15 protein-coding genes and 2 other annotated features are annotated in these 19,054 nt (G+C 36.5%); of the genes, 3 read left to right on the top strand and 12 right to left on the bottom strand.

What is annotated here, in order from left to right; translation table 11 throughout:
- Positions 1-45 precede the first annotated feature (45 nt).
- The 9 genes from ABH961_RS19920 to zapA all read right to left on the bottom strand — a co-directional run bounded on the left by ABH961_RS19920 (position 46) and on the right by zapA (position 12,666).
- A complete protein-coding gene (locus ABH961_RS19920) occupies positions 46-3,291 on the bottom strand; it encodes an NEAT domain-containing protein (protein ID WP_098847255.1) in 3,246 nt (1,081 codons plus the stop codon).
- A gap of 32 nt (positions 3,292-3,323) precedes the next feature.
- Positions 3,324-3,782: an NEAT domain-containing protein gene (locus ABH961_RS19915; RefSeq protein ID WP_048544307.1), complete on the bottom strand. Its 459-nt coding sequence runs from the start codon at positions 3,780-3,782 to the stop codon at positions 3,324-3,326.
- A 23-nt stretch (positions 3,783-3,805) separates the two neighbouring features.
- The gene (isdC, locus tag ABH961_RS19910) at positions 3,806-4,516 is read right to left on the bottom strand and encodes a heme uptake protein IsdC (RefSeq protein WP_048544308.1); all 711 of its coding nucleotides are present in this window, start codon (positions 4,514-4,516) and stop codon (positions 3,806-3,808) included.
- A 498-nt stretch (positions 4,517-5,014) separates the two neighbouring features.
- Positions 5,015-6,340: a branched-chain amino acid transport system II carrier protein BrnQ6 gene (gene brnQ6, locus ABH961_RS19905; RefSeq protein WP_048544310.1), complete on the bottom strand. Its 1,326-nt coding sequence runs from the start codon at positions 6,338-6,340 to the stop codon at positions 5,015-5,017.
- A 117-nt stretch (positions 6,341-6,457) separates the two neighbouring features.
- Positions 6,458-6,708 (bottom strand) — a binding site (T-box leader).
- Positions 6,709-6,816: 108 nt separating this feature from the next.
- Positions 6,817-7,506 carry a 23S rRNA pseudouridine(2604) synthase RluF gene (locus ABH961_RS19900; protein ID WP_048544312.1) on the bottom strand — a complete coding sequence of 230 codons (690 nt, stop codon included), beginning with the start codon at positions 7,504-7,506 and terminating at the stop codon, positions 6,817-6,819.
- 195 nt (positions 7,507-7,701) lie between these two features.
- Positions 7,702-10,062 carry an endonuclease MutS2 gene (locus ABH961_RS19895; RefSeq protein ID WP_048544317.1) on the bottom strand — a complete coding sequence of 787 codons (2,361 nt, stop codon included), beginning with the start codon at positions 10,060-10,062 and terminating at the stop codon, positions 7,702-7,704.
- Positions 10,063-10,081: 19 nt separating this feature from the next.
- On the bottom strand, positions 10,082-11,800 hold the full coding sequence (gene polX, locus ABH961_RS19890) for a DNA polymerase/3'-5' exonuclease PolX (RefSeq protein WP_098078812.1): 1,719 nt from the start codon (positions 11,798-11,800) through the stop codon (positions 10,082-10,084).
- Positions 11,801-11,855: 55 nt separating this feature from the next.
- Positions 11,856-12,395: a CvpA family protein gene (locus ABH961_RS19885; RefSeq protein ID WP_000565407.1), complete on the bottom strand. Its 540-nt coding sequence runs from the start codon at positions 12,393-12,395 to the stop codon at positions 11,856-11,858.
- A gap of 1 nt (position 12,396) precedes the next feature.
- Complete coding sequence (gene zapA / locus ABH961_RS19880) at positions 12,397-12,666, bottom strand: cell division protein ZapA (RefSeq protein ID WP_000082701.1); 270 nt, start codon at positions 12,664-12,666, stop codon at positions 12,397-12,399.
- 124 nt (positions 12,667-12,790) lie between these two features.
- Between zapA and rnhC the strand changes: the two genes are divergently transcribed.
- The 3 genes from rnhC (at position 12,791) to ABH961_RS19865 (ending at position 14,513) form a co-directional block, all read left to right on the top strand.
- Entirely contained in the window at positions 12,791-13,726 is a 936-nt protein-coding gene (gene rnhC / locus ABH961_RS19875) for a ribonuclease HIII (protein ID WP_048544321.1), read from the top strand.
- A gap of 116 nt (positions 13,727-13,842) precedes the next feature.
- On the top strand, positions 13,843-14,019 hold the full coding sequence (locus ABH961_RS19870; protein ID WP_162230575.1) for a hypothetical protein: 177 nt from the start codon (positions 13,843-13,845) through the stop codon (positions 14,017-14,019).
- Positions 14,020-14,261: 242 nt separating this feature from the next.
- Entirely contained in the window at positions 14,262-14,513 is a 252-nt protein-coding gene (locus tag ABH961_RS19865; protein WP_098078802.1) for a hypothetical protein, read from the top strand.
- A gap of 43 nt (positions 14,514-14,556) precedes the next feature.
- Here ABH961_RS19865 and ABH961_RS19860 read toward each other — a convergent pair whose 3' ends face one another.
- From ABH961_RS19860 to pheT, 3 genes are all read right to left on the bottom strand, one after another.
- Positions 14,557-14,691, bottom strand: a complete 135-nt coding sequence (locus ABH961_RS19860; protein ID WP_048544326.1) for a YuzL family protein — start codon at positions 14,689-14,691, stop codon at positions 14,557-14,559.
- A gap of 92 nt (positions 14,692-14,783) precedes the next feature.
- On the bottom strand, positions 14,784-16,175 hold the full coding sequence (gene asnS / locus ABH961_RS19855; protein ID WP_000432171.1) for an asparagine--tRNA ligase: 1,392 nt from the start codon (positions 16,173-16,175) through the stop codon (positions 14,784-14,786).
- 52 nt (positions 16,176-16,227) lie between these two features.
- Positions 16,228-16,479, bottom strand: a binding site (T-box leader).
- 143 nt (positions 16,480-16,622) lie between these two features.
- Complete coding sequence (gene pheT / locus ABH961_RS19850; RefSeq protein WP_098078799.1) at positions 16,623-19,043, bottom strand: phenylalanine--tRNA ligase subunit beta; 2,421 nt, start codon at positions 19,041-19,043, stop codon at positions 16,623-16,625.
- Positions 19,044-19,054: the final 11 nt, after the last annotated feature.

Genomic DNA, 19,054 nt, shown 5'->3' with positions numbered 1-19,054 from the left:
GAAACAAGTCTTGATGCATGCGAACATGCATCAAGACTCCAAAAATTACAATCTTCCTGCTCTATATTTACGAACTAGTAAAGCAAGTGACCCAAGCAATAGCACCATGTATAAACCTAGTTGTGCTGTATCTGCCGTTTTTGAGTTTTTCTCTTTTTTTGAATCATTTTTTTGATCTTCTTTTTTCTTCTTATCATCTGCATTTCGGTTAAAATCAGGATTATCTACTTTTTTCACATTATCTACTTTCGGTGTAATTACTGGATTGTTCGGATCTTTTTTCGGATCTTTTTTTGGATCCTCTTTAATCGTTCCTAACGCACCAATATTATTTGTATCAAATTGAATTTGGACATCGTAGAAATGATGGTAGTTCATTTCGTTGATATCAACTTTTACTTTTGCATTTAATTTTGCAAATAAATCACTTACTTCAAATTGCACTACTCTCGTATTTGCATTTGTATCTTCGCTTACTACTTTCGCATCAGCAAAAAGACTGTTATTTTCCGTTTGGAATTTTGTAATCCATGCACTATTTTTTAACGTCATCTCAATGTACTTTTTACCATCTTTAACGATTAATTTTGCTGGATGTACAGTATAGTCATGCATCTTTGAAAGCTCATTTGTTTTATCTTTTAACACTTTAAATGGAATATCATATTCACCATCTACTAAATTTTTGGGATCAACTATTACTTTTGGTTGATTATTTCCGCCTTGGTTGTCACTTCCGCCTTGGTTGTCGTTTCCACCTTGGTTATCGTTTCCGCCTTGGTTGTCGTTTCCACCTTGGTTGTCGTTTCCACCTTGATTACCTAAAGCTTTAATACTATTTTCATCAAATACAAATTGAACATCGTAGAAATGGTGATAATTCATTGCATCAATATCTACTTTTACTTTTGCATTTAATTTTTTCGATAAATCATCTACTTCTAACTCTACTACTTTTGTATTTTGCTCTTTATTCTCACTTAACACTTTTGCGTTAACAAAAGAACCATTCTTTTCAAACTCAAATTTTGTAATCCATGTACTGTTCGTTAATGTAAACGATACATACTTCTTACCATCTTTCACTTTTAGTACAGCTGGACTCTTTGTATATGTGTTCATCATTGAAATTTCTTCTGTTTTATCTTTTAGAACTTTAAAGCCAATGCTGTATTCACCATCTTTAAGGGCTTTTGGATCAATGGTTGTGTTATTACCTTGGTTGTTGTTTCCACCTTGGTTATTGTTTCCGCCTTGGTTATCGTTTCCGCCTTGGTTATCGTTTCCGCCTTGGTTATTGTTTCCGCCTTGGTTATCGTTTCCGCCTTGATTATTGTTTCCGCCTTGGTTGTTGTTTCCGCCTTGGTTATTGTTTCCACCTTGGTTATTGTTTCCACCTTGGTTATTGTTTCCGCCTTGGTTATCGTTTCCACCTTGATTATCGTTTCCGCCTTGATTGTCTAACGGTTTAACGCTATCTTTATCAAATGCGAATTGAATGTCGTAGAAATGATGATAATTCATTGAATCGATATCTACTTTTACTTTTGCATTTAACTTTTTAGATAAATCATCTACTTCTACTTCCACTACGCGTGTATCAGCTTTTTTATCTTCACTTAATACACTCGCATCAACGAACGAACCATTTTTCTCAAATTCAAACTTTGTAATCCATGCACTATTCGTTAATGAGAATGATACATATTTTTTACCATCTTTCACCTTTAACACGCCCGGACTCTTCGTATACGTGTTCATCATTGAAATTTCTTCTGTTTGATCTTTTAAAGCTTTGAAACTGATGCTGTATTCGCCATCTTTCATTGTTTCAACATTCGGCTTCTCTACTTCTGGTTTCTCTACCTCTGGCTTTTTATCTCCATCTGGTTGCTTTTCTTCGTTCTTAATTGGCTCAAGTTTATCTTGATTAAATTGAAGTTGTAATTCATGCGTTTGTTTATAATTTTGTGATGCCACTTCAATAAATACTTTTGTATTCAACTTTTTAGATAAACTGTCTACTTCAAATTCTACTACTCTTGTATTTTTCTCTTTATCTTCACTTACTACTTTCGAATCAACAAATGAACCATCTTTTTCTGTTTGGAAATTTTTAATTGATGCGTTATCTGTTAATGTTACAGTCGCTTTTTTCTTACCGTTTTCTACTTTTAATACTGCTGGACTTATTAGCTTGTCTTTCATTCTAGATTCTTCATCTGTCTTATCTTTTAATACTTTAAATGGAATGCTGTACTCTCCATCTTTAATTGTTTCAACTTCTGGTTTTTCTACTTCCGGCTTTTTATCTCCATCCGGTTGTTTTTCTTCATTTTTAATTTGTTCAAGTTTATCTTGTTCAAATAAAAGTTGTACATTATGTGTTTGCTTGTAACCTTGTGATGCCACTTCAATAAATACTTTTGTATTTATTTTTTTAGATAAATCGTCCACTTCAAACTCTACTACTCTTGTATCTTTTTCTTTATCTTCACTCACTACTTTTGCATCAACAAATGCGCCATCTTTTTCCGTTTGGAAATTTTTAATTAATGAGCTACTTGTTAGTGTTACAATTGCCTTTTTCTTACCGTTTTCTACTTTTAATACTCCTGGATTTACCATGTAAGTATTCATCTTAGATTCTTCATCTGTTTGATCTTTTAACACTTTAAATGGAATACTATAATTCCCATCGTTAATTGTGTTAGAATTGGGTTGTTGATCTGGGTCAGGCTTTTGGTCGGGCTTCTGACTTGGATCCGGTTTTTCATTTGGATCTGGCTTATTTGCTGGATCCTCTTTTTCATTTGGTTTTTCTACATGAATCGGTGTAATACTATTTTGGTCGAATGAAATACGAATGTCATAGTAATGATGATAATTAAACGCGTCAATATCAACTTTTACTTTTGCATTTAATATCTTCTCTACATCTTCCACATCAAATTCTACTACTCTTGTATTTTGTTCTTTATCTTCACTAATTACATTTGTCTCAACGAGCTGACCTGCTTTTTCTGTTTCAAATTTCGTAATCCATGAACTATTCGTTAACGTAAAGGATACCTTCTTCTTCCCATCCTTCACTTTTAAAGTCCCTGGACTTACAGAGTATTGATTCATCATAGATTCTTCATCTGATGTATCCTTAAGAACTTTGAAACCGATTGAATATTCACCGTCAGCTAGTTGGCTTGCTGCTTGAACTGCAAGTGGTTGTAATGTTGATACGAATGTAAATACCATTAAAAACATAGCAACAATAATTTTTACATACCTGTTCAATGGAACGACTCTCCCTTTTGAAAATTTTTTAATTATTTAATACTGTTCCCATCAAATACAAAACGAATATCATATGAAGCATTATAATTAATAATTGGGATATTAATTTTCACCTTGCCATTTAGTTTTTTTGACAAGTCAGCAACTTCAAATTCTACAACTCTAGTATTCTCTTTTGTATTTTCACTTAACACAGTAGCTTCTACGAATTGACCATTTTTTTCTACTTGTAAACTTTTAATAGAAGTACTATCTTTCACTTTGAATGAAACATATTGTTTTCCATCTTTAACTGTTAATGTTGCCGGACTTTCAAAATAACTATTCATTCTAGATGATTCATCTTTATCGCCTTTCCATACAGTAAAAGCAATATTATATTTTCCATCAGCCAATTTTGTAGCAGCCTTTGTATCTTGTAAACCTAGTGTTGCTATAAACGTAAATAAAACAGCAAATACGGCAATAATCATTTTAAATTGTTTAAACATATATTCATCACCCTTCAAAAGATTTATTTACTTAACTTCACTTTACGAATTAAGAAAACACCTGAAATAAGAATTAACACTGCAAATAATCCGATGCGTGCTTCATCGCCTGTTTTTGGGTTATCTGTTTTTTCAGCTTTACCACTTTCATTTGTTCCTTTGCTTGCCTCTTTATTTGTTTCTTTATTCTCTTCTTTCTTCACTTCTTCTTTTACTTTTGTATCTGTTTTTGTCTGATCAGTATTCTTTGTTGTAGCAGTTGCTTTATTTTCTCCACCTACCGCTTTTACATTTGCATCAAACGCAAAGCGAATTGTGTAGTTATGGTCATAATTTACGTTAGGTACAACAACATGAATTTTTGCAGCTGCTGGCTTAGATAAATCGTCTATTTTAAACTCTACAGTTCTTTTATCTGCAGATTCATCTTTACTAACAACTTTTGCATCAACAAAGTTCCCGTTCTCTGGTGCTTTAAATTCTGTAATCCAAGCACTATGATTCATCGGAATTTGTACTCTCATCTCACCATTTTTCACAATTAACTTAGCTGGTTTTTCAAAATAATCATTTGCCATTGAAGCTGAATCATTTTCTGCTTTTTGTATGACATAGTTAATATCGTAAGTACCGTCAGCGACATTTGCCGAAGCTTGTCCAAATGGCACTACGAAAAAAGCTAGCATACATACGAATGTCATAATAAAAGCGGGTAATACAGAAATCTTTCTCATTTGGCTTACTTCCTCCTTGTTTATCTTTCATCCATACTTTTTGAAAATGATAATTATTCTCAATTTATAAGAAAAAAATAATAATCCTCTATCATTATTTAATTGTAATTTATTTATGTAATGTAGATATTATTGATTATCATTCTCACTGCGTGTTAAAAATAATATCCCTCCCTATTCCTTATAAAGAGCGATTTACATTTTAACATAAGTCCCTATTCCTTTTGATGATTATCATTCTCAATGAAGGTCAAAAAAAATAAAACTAACCATTCTCCTACTCTATCACCTCTATCTACAAAATGATATCGTTATAGAAAACCTTATACCTTTCACTCCTCACTTTCCTTCCAATATTTCCACAACTAAGTCAATCTTAGCCTAATGCTAATTTTTTTGTCAACTATATTACGTATAAAATTTTAAATATCTAAATTTCCCTATATGCAATTTTTTCTACAAAAAAAGAGACTTTCTTTCATAGAAAGCCTCTTTTCACTATTTTTCTACAGCAACTTCTTGCTTTTGAAATAAAGAAACTACATATCCAATTGCAATTCCAATGATACCCGGAACTAGCCAACCAATCCCTACACTATATAGTGGAATTTTATCTAAGATAGGAGCAAGGGCCGCTACTTGAAGATTTGCATTATGCAATCCATCAAAGAAGCTAATTGCAAATGCTCCTACAATACCGCCTACATACATAGCTAATGGAAGACGAATATAGTTTTCAACAAGTGATAATACAATCAGTACGATACCAATTGGGTAAATTGCAATTAAAATCGGTAATGCTAATGCGTTTAACTGAGTTAACCCAAGGTTTGCTACCATAAATGCTAATACACAGAAGATGAAAACGACCTTTTGATAAGAAAGCTTTGGTAATAAGGAAGAAAAATATTCCCCACAAGCTGCAACAATACCTACAGAAGTTGTTAAACATGCCGCTGTAATTGCGATCCCTAATAATAAAGTTCCGTAACTACCAAATAAATGATTTACAACGTTTGTTAAAATAATTCCTCCGTTTGCTCCCATTCCAAGAGACACACTAGAAGCTCCCAGATAAGCAAGTGCTAAATAAACAAGTAGTAAACCGAGCGCTGCAATAAATCCTGCAAAGATTGTTACTTTTGCAATGCTGTTCTTATTTGTAACGCCTTTTGCTTTTAAAGCATTAATAACAACATTTCCGAAAACAAGTGCTGCAAGTCCATCTAAAGTTAAATATCCATCAATAAAACCTTTAAAGAGCGGAGCATTATACGCTTCTGTCGGTGCACCAAATTCTCCAATTGGTGTAATAATTGCTTTACCTACGATAATTGCTATAACAGCTAACAAAATCGGAGTTAATACTTTACCGATGCGGCCCACTAATTTCGATGGGTTTAAAGCTAAATAGAAAGTTACTGCAAAGAAAATGAATGTAAAGATAACAAGTGGATAAGATTGACCTGCTATCTCACTTGGTAAAAATGGTGCAACACTCATTTCATAAGCAACTGTTCCTGTACGCGGAACACTTACGAATACGCCTAAACATAAATAAATTGCAGTGATAAAAACAAGTGCGAATACAGGGTGTACACGTCCCGCTAGCTCATTAATATCTCCCTTTAGAGCTATAACAATTACCCCTAATAAAGGTAATCCAACACCTGTTACGATAAAGCCAAATAACGCGATCCATACGTCTGTTCCAGCACCTTGCCCTAAAGCCGGCGGGAAAATCATATTACCTGCACCGAAAAATAGTGCAAACAACATTAAACTTATTGCAAACATCTCAGAAAACTTTAAAGATGATTTCATTTCTACTAACCTCCTACATATTTTTAGATTAACAAAATATTCTGAATTAAAGACCGTCACATATCCTCTTTCAAGCATACTTCCCCGTAAAAGAACGCAAAAAACACCCGTCCCTAACAAAGGGACGAGTGTTGAAATCGTGGTTCCACCCTTATTCTAATAAAATGAATTTATAACAAAATAAGCTCATTTTATAGCTCGTGTAAATTGATAACGGTTTTATCCGCCAAGAATTACAATGCATCATGCAGTTCACTCTTGAAGTTTAGAGGTGGTAAGTTTGTCTTTCCGTATTAGGAAGCTCGCAGCCTAGGCTTCCCTCTCTGAGAATCGTCAAAAACAACTCATGTCCTCATCATTACTTTTATAAAATATCTTGTCGAAACTTGTTGTTTTTTATTATATGGGCTATTTTTTAAAAAATCAATAGTTTTATTTTTTCTGACAAAAAAATATAGGGAGAAAATTTTTCCTCCCTATAACTGATTTATTAAAATGTCTAATTCCTCAGATGTAACGCTCCGCCATTTTCCCACTTCAAGATCGTCTAGCTCTATATTCAGAATACGAACCCGCTTTAGCTTTGTTACAGTAAATCCGAAAGCACGGCTCATTCTACGAATTTGTCTGTTCATTCCTTGCGTTAAAACGATGCGAAATGTAGATTGATCCACTCTCGTCACTTTACAAGGCTTCGTCATTCCATCTTTAATCTTTACACCGCTGGCCATCTTATCAATAAACCAACCTGTAAACGGCTTATCAACTGTAACAATATATTCTTTCTCATGTTCATGATCTCCGTGTAAAATTTGATGGGCAATGGCGCCATCATTCGTTAATAAAATAAGTCCTTCCGATGCTTTATCTAATCGTCCCACAGGAAAAATTCGTTCTGGATAATTAATATAATCAATAATATTATCTTCAATATGATCGGCTGCTGTACAAGTAATTCCGATTGGTTTATGAAAGGCAATATACACCTTTTCTTTCTCTTCCTTTGCAATAACCTGTCCATCAATCGTTACCACATCACCATCGCTCACGAGTGCACCGTGCGTACATATTTCGCCGTTAATAGCCACGCGTCCTGCTTTAATGAGACGGTCTGTTTCACGTCTTGAACAGGATTTTGCTTCGCTTATGTATTGGTTGATTTTCATAGCTTATTCCTTTTCCTATATATTAAAAGCGTCAATCTATGGCAATATCACTCTGCCACGATTGACGCTCTTTTACTTCGCAAAAACAACTAAATAAATAACCCCAATCACCAAAAATATTCCACAACAAGCTAACAATACTTTTGCAAGTTTGTCCATAAACATATAATGGTTTCCCCTTTGTTTCGTTGTTTTCTATTTTAATTCGACAACTGTTACGCCTAGGCCTCCCTCGCCCATGTCACCGTAACGGTAATTCTTCACGCCGCGGTGCTTCTTCAAGTAATCTTGTACACCTTGGCGAAGCGCTCCTGTTCCTTTACCGTGAATAATTGATACGCGAGGATAGCTTGCAAGCTGTGCATCGTCTAAATATTTTTCAACGCGCATCATTGCATCTTCATAACGTTCACCGCGAAGGTCGAGCTCTAACGAAACGTGATAATCTCTACCCTTCACACTTGCGACTGCTTTTTTCTCAGTTTGCTTCGGGGTATTAATGTATTCCATATTGGATTCTTTCACTTTCATCTTCAGAATACCAATTTGTACGCTCCACTCTGTATCACTTACTTTTTCAAGCAATTGACCTTTTTGACCAAACGTTAACACTTTTACTTCATCACCTGCGCGTAATTGTTGTTTTGGCGCTGTGTTTTTCACGTTTACTTTTTGTTTCTTCACAAGCTCTGGCGCCGCACCTTCTAGACGGCTCTTCGCTTCAATAAGCTCATGGTCTTTCACGTTTATAAGCTGTGCTTTACGCAATTGACGAAGTTCTTGAATAATGCCTTCTGCTTCTTTCTTTGCAGCTTCGACTTTTTCTTCCCCTTCTTTTTGCGCTTTTAATAATTTTTCATCGCGCTCATCATTAAATTCAATAATTTGACGCTGTAATTCGCGATGTAGTTTTTCAGATTGCTTGCGAAGTGCTTCTGCTTCGTTCCAGTCACGCTCTGCATTCTTTTGACTTTCTTCTAACTTCGCAATCATATTTTCAATTTTGTTTGTATCTGTACTAATGTGGTTACGAGCTTGATCAATCACGCGATCAGATAGTCCAAGGCGCTTCGAAATTTCAAAGGCATTACTACGTCCTGGTACACCGATTAATAATTTATACGTTGGGCTTAATGTGTTCACGTCGAACTCAACGCTCGCATTAATAACTTTCTCACGGTTATATCCGTATGCTTTTAATTCTGGGTAATGCGTCGTAGCAACAACGCGAGCACCACGATTACATACTTCATCTAAAATTGAAATTGCTAATGCAGCCCCTTCTTGCGGGTCTGTTCCAGCACCTAATTCATCAAATAAAACTAAGCTTTCAAAATCAGCTTTTTCTAAAATATCAACAATATTCACCATATGTGAGGAGAACGTACTTAAACTTTGTTCAATCGATTGCTCATCACCGATATCGGCAAAGATATTTTTAAATACACAAATCTCTGACTCATCCATTACTGGAATGTGAAGGCCAGATTGCGCCATTAATACACAAATACCAACTGTTTTCAGCGTAACTGTTTTACCACCTGTATTCGGCCCTGTAATAACAATTGTCGTGAAATCTTTACCTAACATAATGTTATTTGGCACGATAATTTCTGGATCAATAAGCGGATGACGTGCTTGTCTTAAATCCATATAACGCTCGTTATTTACGATTGGTTTCGTTGCTTTTATACGCTTCCCATAAAAAGCTTTCGCAAAAATAAAGTCAAGATTCGCAACTACTTCTACGTTAGATAAAACGATATCTGCTTCTACTGCCACTTCTTCTGTTAACATCAATAAAATGCGTTCGATTTCTTGTTTTTCTTTCACTCGTGCTTCTTGAAGCGCGTTATTTAACTCTACAATGACTTGTGGTTCAATAAATAACGTTTGCCCAGAAGCTGATTGATCGTGGACAATACCGCCATATACACCGCGGTATTCTTGTTTTACTGGGATTACGTAACGTTCGTTACGAATCGTTACAATCGCGTCAGACAGCATCTTTTGCGCGTTGGAAGAACGCGTCATATTTTCTAACTTTTCACGAATACGACTTTCCGCAGTACGAATTTGAGTACGAATACCACGCAGTTTATCACTTGCGCTATCGACTACTTCACCGCCATCACCGATACAATTTGTAATTTTCTTTTCTAAATCATATAAAGATACAATTTGAGCGACATGAGTTTCTAAAATTGGAAGCTCGACACCATTATCAACCATATCTTCAATGAAACGTTTCATATTGCGACTACCATACATCGTATTGGCAATATCAAGTAGTTCATTCGGGCTTAACATACTTCCAATCTTTGCACGCTTCACATTTGAGCGAATATCCGTAATACCACCTAATGGTGCACTACCTTTTAAACGAATGACTTTCGCTGCTTCATCTGTTGTATCTTGCATTTCTACAATTTCTTCAAAATCAGTGCTTGGCACTAAATGCTTCACTTTGTCACGGCCAAGTGAAGAGGCTGTATGTTCAAGTAATTGTTCTTTTACTTTATTGTATTCTAATACACGCAACGTTCTTTCTAACATGTTGCAGGTCCCCCTTGTGTTACTTATTACGTTTAATATAGTCTAATAAACGTTCGATATTCCACGTGTTAATCACGTTATCTTTTTGAATCCAACCTTTACGTGCTGCGGCTACACCTGTTTCCATATCTTCTAACATTTCAAGCGTATGAGCATCCGTATTAATCGCTACTTTTACACCAGCATCCTGTGCTTGTTTTAATAATTTCGCGCTTAAATCTAGACGATTTGGATTCGCATTTAATTCTAAAACTGTATTTGTCTCTTTTGCGAGTTCAATTAATAAATCTGTATCTACATCGTAACCCTCACGACGCCCAAGAAGGCGTCCTGTCGGATGGGCAATCATTGTGACATGCTTATTCTCCAGCGCAGCACGAAGACGTTTCATAATCGTTTCACGGTCTTGTGAGAAGCTAGAGTGAATCGCTCCAATGACATAATCTAATTCTGCTAATACTTCATCATCAAAATCAAGTGTTGCATCTGGTAAAATGTCCATTTCAATTCCGCGTAAAATTGTAATGTCTGGATACTTTTCGTTCATACGTTCAATTTCTTTCGCTTGTTCACGAAGGCGCTCTTTCGTTAAACCGTTCGCTACTTTCAAGTATTGTGAGTGATCAGTAATCGCCATAAACTTATATCCACGAGCACGGCACGCTTGTACCATCTCTTCAATGGAAAAAGCACCATCACTCCATGTTGTATGCATATGTAAATCACCTTGTATGTCAGAGAACTGAATTAAGTTCGGATACTCTTTAATTAATTCAATTTCTTTTCCATCTTCACGCACTTCTGGTGGGATAAATGGAAGACCGAAATGAGCGAAGAACTCCTCTTCTGTTTCAAATGTTCTCACTTCACCTGTTTCTAAGCTTTCTACACCGTACTCACTAATTTTCTCGCCTCTATCTTTCGCGATTTGGCGCATTTTTACGTTATGGTCTTTTGATCCTGTGAAATGATGAAGAGTTGTAATAAATTCTTCAGGTTTTACTAAACGGAAATCGATTGAAATATCATATTCATATTGAAGACGAACAGAAACTTTCGTATCTCCACTTGCGATTACTTCAATCATATTATCGAATTGCAGTAAATGCTCACGTACTGTAGCTGGTTCTGACGTTGCAATGATAAAGTCTAAATCTTTCACTGTTTCACGAACTCGGCGCAAACTACCAGCGCGAGAGAAACGAATTACTTCAGCAATATTCGACAATTTCTCCTCTATTTCCCCGGCAATAGGTAATACCATTGCGATTGGTAAACGCTCTGGACGAGAGCCTACTTGATCGATTGCTTCTAATATTTTCTCTTCTGTCTTCTTACCGAAACCTGCTAAAGCTTGTACTTTATTTTCCTCACAAACCGCTTTTAGCGATTCCATATCAACAACACCAAGTTCTTTATATAACTTAGCTACCTTTTTACCACCAAGGCCTGGTAATTTTAATAACGGTAATAAGCTACTTGGCACTTCTTTTTCAAGCTCTTGTAATACTTCAGATGTTCCCGATTCTATATATTCTTGAATAACTGCTGCTGTTCCTTTTCCAATGCCCGGAATCTTCGTGAAATCTTCAATCTCAGAAAGACTACGATCATCACTTTCTAATGCTGCCGCCGCCTTACGAAATGCAGATATTTTAAATGGATTCGCGCCCTTTAGTTCCATAAACAGGCCGATTGTCTCTAATAATTTAATAACTTGTTTTTTATTTACTTTCATCATTACCCCGCCTTTCTTTCATAGAAAAAAACTCCTCTTTCCGAAAAAAGAGAAGTTATACTCTGCTACCTGTCTGCCATAGTTCCTTCACCTTTTCAGAGAGAATCGGTGTATCGTCTACAATTATTTTGCTAATTGATGATTTTTGTAATGGTGTTTGTAGTTGTTCAATCGGAAGAATGTTTCCAATGATAATTAACACAAACAAAATAATATATACTTCTAAAAATCCGAGGATTGCCCCCGCGAACGCATTGACTTGCTTTAAAACCGGTATTTCTGCAAACATATTTAACAAATTACCAAGTAATGAAAGTGCAATTTTTGTAATAATAAACAATATGATAAACGCAAGCGCTTGATAAAATACTGTCTCAATATTATTTGCATCAATCCATTCTGGAACAGATACGTTTTTATCAAATGGATACGGAATAAATTTCGCAAGTGCTGGCGCTAAATCTTTACAGTACCAGTATGCAACAAGGTATGCGATAATAAAGCTTGTTAACTTTACAAGTTGCAGAATAAACCCTCTGCGTAAGCCGAGGAAAAATCCCATAACAAGCAGTAAAATGATAATAATATCAATCATGTTATTCCATTCCTTTTTTTGTCATACTTTCTTTCAATTTCTCATGTTCTTCTTTTAATTTTATGTAATCGTGTATGACGTTTACCGCCGTCAATACCGCTAGTCTACTCGTGTCAAGCGAAGGATTCTTGGCATTGAGTTCGCGCATTTTATCATCCACAATCGCTGCTACCATGCGGATATGACTTGTACTTTCATCGCCAACAACTGAATATTGTTGACCATAGATTTCTACATTAATTCGACTTTTCTTTCCCTTTTGTTGTGACAACTCACCGGCCTCCAATCACGTACAGAATCCTAAAGTTTATCATACCATGAACCATCATATTATGGAAACAGAAAGAACAATCCGATATGATAAAAATAACAATATAAAAAAAGGGGCGACCACTATGTCAAATTCTATCGTAATTCAAACAAATTCTACAGTAATTGAAGACATGAAACAACAATACAAACAGGCACTTAGCCCAAAAACCCCACAAGGCGGAATCTTCATGGCAAAGGTGCCGTCTTGCACCATTACAGCTTATAAATCTGGAAAAGTAATGTTCCAAGGTGGCCGTGCTGAAGCAGAAGCTTCTCGTTGGCAAACTGTCTCTCAAACACCGAAAACAGCTGTAAAAAAATCTGTCGATTCACACCGTTATGCACCCCCTGCTTCCATCGGTACAATGTCTATCGTAGGGTCAGATGAAGTTGGTACTGGTGATTTCTTCGGACCGATGACAGTAGTTGCTGTATATGTGGATGCGAAGCAAATTCCACTACTAAAAGAACTTGGTGTAAAAGACTCTAAAAACTTAAATGACGATCAAATTACCGCCATTGCAAAACAACTTCTACACGTTGTTCCTTACAGCTCTCTTGTCCTTCATAATGAAAAATATAACGAGCTATTTGATAAAGGAAACAACCAAGGTAAGTTAAAAGCTTTACTGCATAATAAAGCTATTACAAACTTATTAGCTAAAATTGCACCTACAAAACCTGAAGGCGTCTTAATCGATCAATTCACACAACCTGATACATACTACAAATATTTAGCAAAGCAAAAGCAGGTACAGCGTGAAAATGTTTACTTCGCAACGAAAGGTGAAAGTGTCCATTTAGCAGTAGCCGCTGCTTCTATTTTAGCTCGTTACTCATTCGTAAAACAGTTTGATGAACTAAGCAAAAAAGCCGGTATGCCACTTCCAAAAGGTGCTGGTAAACAAGTTGATATTGCAGCTGCTAAATTAATTCAAAAGCTTGGTAAAGAACGATTACCTGAGTTTGTGAAAATGCATTTCGCTAATACGGAGAAGGCGTTTCGCTTATTAAAATAGTATCGACAAAAACAGGAGCCTACAAACTCCTGTTTTTTGTTTCACTCTACTATTGTCCTTTTATTTTTGTTACAATTAAAATATACAGATTATTCTAATATGGGAGGAGATTCCCATTGCTACTTCTACAAATGATTCTAAATATTTTACTAGGCGATCCACACGAAAGACAGTTTGAAATTAGAGAAAACATTCAGCTACTAAGTGAACAACGAGAGTTCAACGATTTAATAGAGCGTTACGGCCGTTCTTTCTTATTAAACTTTCGGATTCGAAGATTTATCCCGCTTTAATGGACAGTAAGACCCCCACCTCAAAATTCAGCGCAAGCAAAGAAGTTAGGTGGGGAATCAACTGTCCATAAAAGTCCGATTGGTGAGGGCTAATAATCAGTGGGGGATGAAGAAAACCCCCACTGATTAAAGTTTCACTTTATCGGGAAACACGATGCCCGCTTGTTAATACATAATCCAGCAAAACTACAGCACTTCTGTGAGGAAGTTGAATTTATGATTAGAAAAAGGAGGTATTTCATATGAACGCTGTAAAAGTTAAAAAGGTATTATATGTTTTCATACACCTCGTGGGCCCACTTTCTTACCTCACTATTTCTACCATTTGGGGAGCTTTTTTCACTACTAAATCTACATTCGAAAATATATCTGATAATCTTGGTGTAATGGCTATCTATTACGTGCTTATGAGTTTACTGTGGTTTTTCTATTTAGATCGATTAGACAAAGATGTAGATAAAATCACAAAAGAAATTAATGATAATAAGGTGTAATACATATAAAAAAGGAGAGCCGCCAAGACTCTCCTTTTTTATGTTAACTTCTTTTCTGCTTCTTATTTGATGAAGATACTTTATGAGAACCTGTTTCATGTGCCGTCGTTCCTTGTCCTTCTATTTCTGAAGAACCAAGGCTTGATTTTGAATGATCTTTTTTCACTTTTTTACTCATTTACATTCACCCCTTCGCATTACTTTTTGCTATGAGGTAATAAACTATGCAAAATAAAAAGCGAGAGGAAATCCTCTCGCTTTTTTCATATTTTAGAATTCAGAAGAACCTGGAGTTCTTGGGAATGGAATTACGTCACGGATGTTAGCCATGCCAGTGATGTACATTAGGAAGCGCTCGAAACCTAGACCGAATCCAGCGTGTTTTGTACCGCCGTATTTTCTAAGTTCTAAGTACCACCAGTAGTCCTCTTCGTTCATACCTAGTTCTTTAATTCTGTCTACTAAAACGTCCATTCTTTCTTCACGTTGGCTTCCGCCGATTAATTCGCCGATACCAGGAACTAGAAGGTCAGTAGCAGCTACTGTTTTTCCATCTTCATTCATACGCATGTAGAACGCTTTAATGTCTTTTGGATAGTCAGTTACGAATACAGGGCGTTTGAAAATTTCTTCTGATAAGTATCTTTCGTGCTCTGTTTGTAAGTCAATACCCCATTCTACTGGATATTTGAAGTCAGCACCTGACTCTTGAAGCACTTTAATTGCTTCTGTATATGTGATACGACCGAAGTCAGAGTTGATTACGTTGTTCATGCGCTCAAGAACTGTTTTATCAACGAAGCTGTTGAAGAATTCCATTTCTTCTGGTGCATGCTCTAGTACGTATTTCATTGCATATTTCAGCATATCTTCTGTAAGATCCATTACGTCGCCTAATTCAGCGAATGCAATCTCCGGCTCAACCATCCAGAACTCAGCTGCATGACGAGTTGTGTTAGAGTTTTCTGCACGGAATGTAGGTCCGAATGTGTATACGTCACGGAATGCTAATGCATAAGCTTCAGCGTTCAGCTGTCCACTTACTGTTAAGTTTGTTTCTTTGCCGAAGAAGTCTTTTGATTCATCAACTTGTCCGTCTTCACCTTTTGGTACGTTGTTTAAATCTTGCGTTGTTACGCGGAACATTTCGCCTGCACCTTCTGTATCACTACCAGTGATGATTGGTGTATGAACATGTACGAATCCACGCTCTTGGAAGAACTGGTGAATCGCAAATGCTGCGACAGAACGTACACGGAACGTTGCAGAGAATGCATTTGTTCTTGGACGTAAGTGAGCGATTGTACGTAAGTATTCAAACGTGTGACGTTTCTTTTGAAGTGGGTAATCAGAATCTGATAAGCCCTCGATATCAATTTTTTCTGCTTTAATTTCAAATGGTTGCTTCGCTCCAGGCGTTGCAATTACTTTACCTTCTACTTTAACTGAAGAGCTAAGTGGAAGTTTTGCAATTTCTTTGAAGTTTTCTAACTCTGTATCGAAAACGATTTGAACGCTTTTGAAGAAGCTACCGTCGTTTAATTCGATGAAACCAAATGCTTTTGAATCACGTAAGTTACGAATCCACCCTGATACTTGTACTGTTTGACCTGCGTATTTATCTGTATCTCTATACAGACTTTTTACTAATGTGTTTTCCATAGTGAAATTCTCCTTTGCACATATATTTAAATACAAAAAAACCTTTCATCCATAAAGGGACGAAAGGTTAAACTTCGCGGTACCACCCAATTTGTCATAAAGACCAACTTTAACTCGTATGTAATACATACTTCCCGGTTTGTAACAGGCCGGATTCCCGTCTAAGTCTACTCTTGAATACAAGATTCAATTTCGGTTAGCAACTCCAAGGTGTTCTTCACATATACCGCCTCATCAGGCTCTCACCGTCCCTGACTCGCTTTGGATTATAGTATATACTACTTTTCCTTATCATCGTCTTTCATTTTGTTAAACTAAAATTAATGTACTACATTCGAGAGAAAGATGCAAGATACCAAAAAATATATCAGCGATTTTTGTAATATATCGATTTTCCGACAATCGTGCCATAAAAAAAATTGCCGGACTTAATCCGGCAATTTCTCATTACTTACGTAACTCCGCACCAAACTTCTCTTCTACCGTTGTTAATACACGGTTATGTGCTTCTGTTACTTCTTCGTCTGTTAACGTACGTTCTGCATCGAAGTATGTCATAGAGAATGCAAGTGATTTCTTGCCTTCTTCCATTTTTTCACCTTCGTATAAGTCAAATAGCGTTACGTCTTTCAGAAGTTCTCCGCCAGCTTCAGCAATAACTTGCTTCATTTCACCAGCTTTTGTTTCTTTCGTTACGACAACAGCCATATCACGTGTCATAGATGGGAAACGTGGAATTGCTGTGTAGTAAGTTTCTTCTGCGTCTGCACCAAATACTTTTACAAGAGATAATTCGAATACGAATGTATTTTTCACATCTAATTGTTTTTCTACTTCTGGGTGCAATTGACCGATGAAACCAATTACTTCGCCATCTAATACGATGTCAGCTGTACGACCTGGGTGCATACCTTCACGTTTTGCTGGTGCATAAGTGATTTGGTTTGCAACGCCAAGTACGTCGAATAATCCTTCTAGTACACCTTTCACAACGAAGAAGTCTACTACTTTTTTCTCACCTTGCCATGCATGGTGAAGAGCAAGTCCTGTCATAACACCTGCAAGATGTTGTTCTTCTTTCGGAAGTTCTCCTGCTTCTGTTGGTAAGAAGACAGAACCTACTTCGTATAAAGCAACACTATCGTTTTTACGTGCCACATTATATGAAACAGCTTCTAGTAATTGCGGTACTAAGCTTAAACGAAGTTGGCTACGCTCTTCACTCATTGGAAGTGCAAGGTTTACAGGAGCTTTTTCATTTGGCTCGACCATATATTGCTTCGCTTTATCAGCGCTTGTTAATGAATATGTGATCGCTTCATATAAACCAGCACCCTCTAGGAAGCGACGTACTTTACGACGTTTCGTTTGTGCTGATGTTAATTTACCACGTGTCATCGTTCCAGAAGGTAATGTAACTGGAATGTGGTCATAACCGTATAGACGACCCACTTCTTCTACTAAGTCTTCTGAAATTGTAATATCAGGACGACGTGCTGGTACATTCACATGGAATGTTCCTTCTACTTCTGTGAATGGGAATTTCAAGTTTGTGAACATTGTACCCATTTCACTTGCAGAAATATTTGTACCTAATACACGGTTTACTTTTTCAGCAGTAACAGATACTGTACGCTCTTGTACTTGTAAGTTGTCAGCTTCTACTACACCTTCAAGTGCTTCTCCGCCAGCGTATTTCGCCATTAAAGCAGCTGCGTGTTGAATTGCTTCAAATGTACGTGTTGGATCGATTCCTTTTTCAAAACGTGCGCTTGATTCACTGCGAAGACCTAAGTCTTTTGATGTACGGCGCACTGTTTGACCTGCAAAGTATGCAGATTCAATTAAAACGTTTACTGTCTCATTTGTAACTTCAGAATCCGCTCCGCCCATTACACCAGCAACAGCTAAAGCTTTTGTTCCGTTTGTAATTACAAGGTGGTGGCTTTGTAACGTACGCTCTTGATCATCTAACGTTTCAATTTTTTCGCCTTCTTTTGCAAGACGAACAACGATTTCTTTTGAACCTAATTTATCGTAATCGAATGCATGTAACGGTTGACCGTATTCCATTAAAATGTAGTTTGTAATATCAACTACATTGCTAATTGGACGAATGCCAGCTGCCATAAGGCGCGTTTGCATCCACATTGGTGATGGACCAATCTTTACGTTTTTCACCATTTTTGCAATATATAATGGGTTTTCTTCTTTCGCTTCTACACTTACAGAAATGTAATCAGAAGTTTTTTCTGCTGTTTCTTGTAAGCTGATAGCTGGAAGTTTTACTTCACGGCCATAAATAGCAGCGACTTCATATGCAACACCTAACATGTTTAAGCAATCTGCACGGTTTGGTGTTAAACCAAGCTCAAGTACTTCATCATGTAAATTTAAAATTTCAAGTGCGTCTGCACCAACTTCAGCGTCACTCGGGAAGATGAAGATACCGTCTGCATATTCTTTTGAAACTAACTTTCCATCAATGCCAAGCTCTTGAAGCGCACAAACCATACCGTGAGAAGCTTCACCACGTAGTTTTGCCTTTTTAATTTTGAAGTTGCCAGGAAGTACAGCACCAACTTTTGCAACTGGTACTTTTAAACCTTTTGCAATGTTAGCAGCTCCACAAATAATTTGAACTGGCTCTTCTTCACCGATATCGATTAAGCATTTGCTTAACTTATCAGCTTCTGGGTGTTTTTCACATTCTAATACGTGACCTACTACAACACCTTTTACACCTTTATTTAATACTTCAACGCCTTCTACTTCAATACCACTTTTCGTGATTTTGTCTGCTAGTTCTTGTGCTGTTACATCTTTAATATCTACATACTCTTGTAACCAACGATATGATACGAACATACTTATCCTCT

Source organism: Bacillus sp. RC251 (assembly GCF_044908765.1).
Taxonomy (GTDB): domain Bacteria; phylum Bacillota; class Bacilli; order Bacillales; family Bacillaceae_G; genus Bacillus_A; species Bacillus_A wiedmannii.
Note: the sequence above shows the minus strand (reverse complement) of the source record. Positions and strands in the feature narration are given on the sequence as shown.

What these genes read in the sequence shown, in the direction of transcription:
- ABH961_RS19860 (WP_048544326.1), bottom strand. Translation starts at nt 14,691, where the DNA reads ATGAGTAAAAAAGTGAAAAAAGATCATTCAAAATCAAGCCTTGGTTCT.
- brnQ6 (WP_048544310.1), bottom strand. Translation starts at nt 6,340, where the DNA reads ATGAAATCATCTTTAAAGTTTTCTGAGATGTTTGCAATAAGTTTAATG.
- isdC (WP_048544308.1), bottom strand. Translation starts at nt 4,516, where the DNA reads ATGAGAAAGATTTCTGTATTACCCGCTTTTATTATGACATTCGTATGT.
- ABH961_RS19915 (WP_048544307.1), bottom strand. Translation starts at nt 3,782, where the DNA reads ATGTTTAAACAATTTAAAATGATTATTGCCGTATTTGCTGTTTTATTT.
- ABH961_RS19900 (WP_048544312.1), bottom strand. Translation starts at nt 7,506, where the DNA reads ATGAAAATCAACCAATACATAAGCGAAGCAAAATCCTGTTCAAGACGT.
- rnhC (WP_048544321.1), top strand. Translation starts at nt 12,791, where the DNA reads ATGTCAAATTCTATCGTAATTCAAACAAATTCTACAGTAATTGAAGAC.
- asnS (WP_000432171.1), bottom strand. Translation starts at nt 16,175, where the DNA reads ATGGAAAACACATTAGTAAAAAGTCTGTATAGAGATACAGATAAATAC.
- ABH961_RS19865 (WP_098078802.1), top strand. Translation starts at nt 14,262, where the DNA reads ATGAACGCTGTAAAAGTTAAAAAGGTATTATATGTTTTCATACACCTC.
- polX (WP_098078812.1), bottom strand. Translation starts at nt 11,800, where the DNA reads ATGAAAGTAAATAAAAAACAAGTTATTAAATTATTAGAGACAATCGGC.
- ABH961_RS19885 (WP_000565407.1), bottom strand. Translation starts at nt 12,395, where the DNA reads ATGATTGATATTATTATCATTTTACTGCTTGTTATGGGATTTTTCCTC.
- pheT (WP_098078799.1), bottom strand. Translation starts at nt 19,043, where the DNA reads ATGTTCGTATCATATCGTTGGTTACAAGAGTATGTAGATATTAAAGAT.
- ABH961_RS19895 (WP_048544317.1), bottom strand. Translation starts at nt 10,062, where the DNA reads ATGTTAGAAAGAACGTTGCGTGTATTAGAATACAATAAAGTAAAAGAA.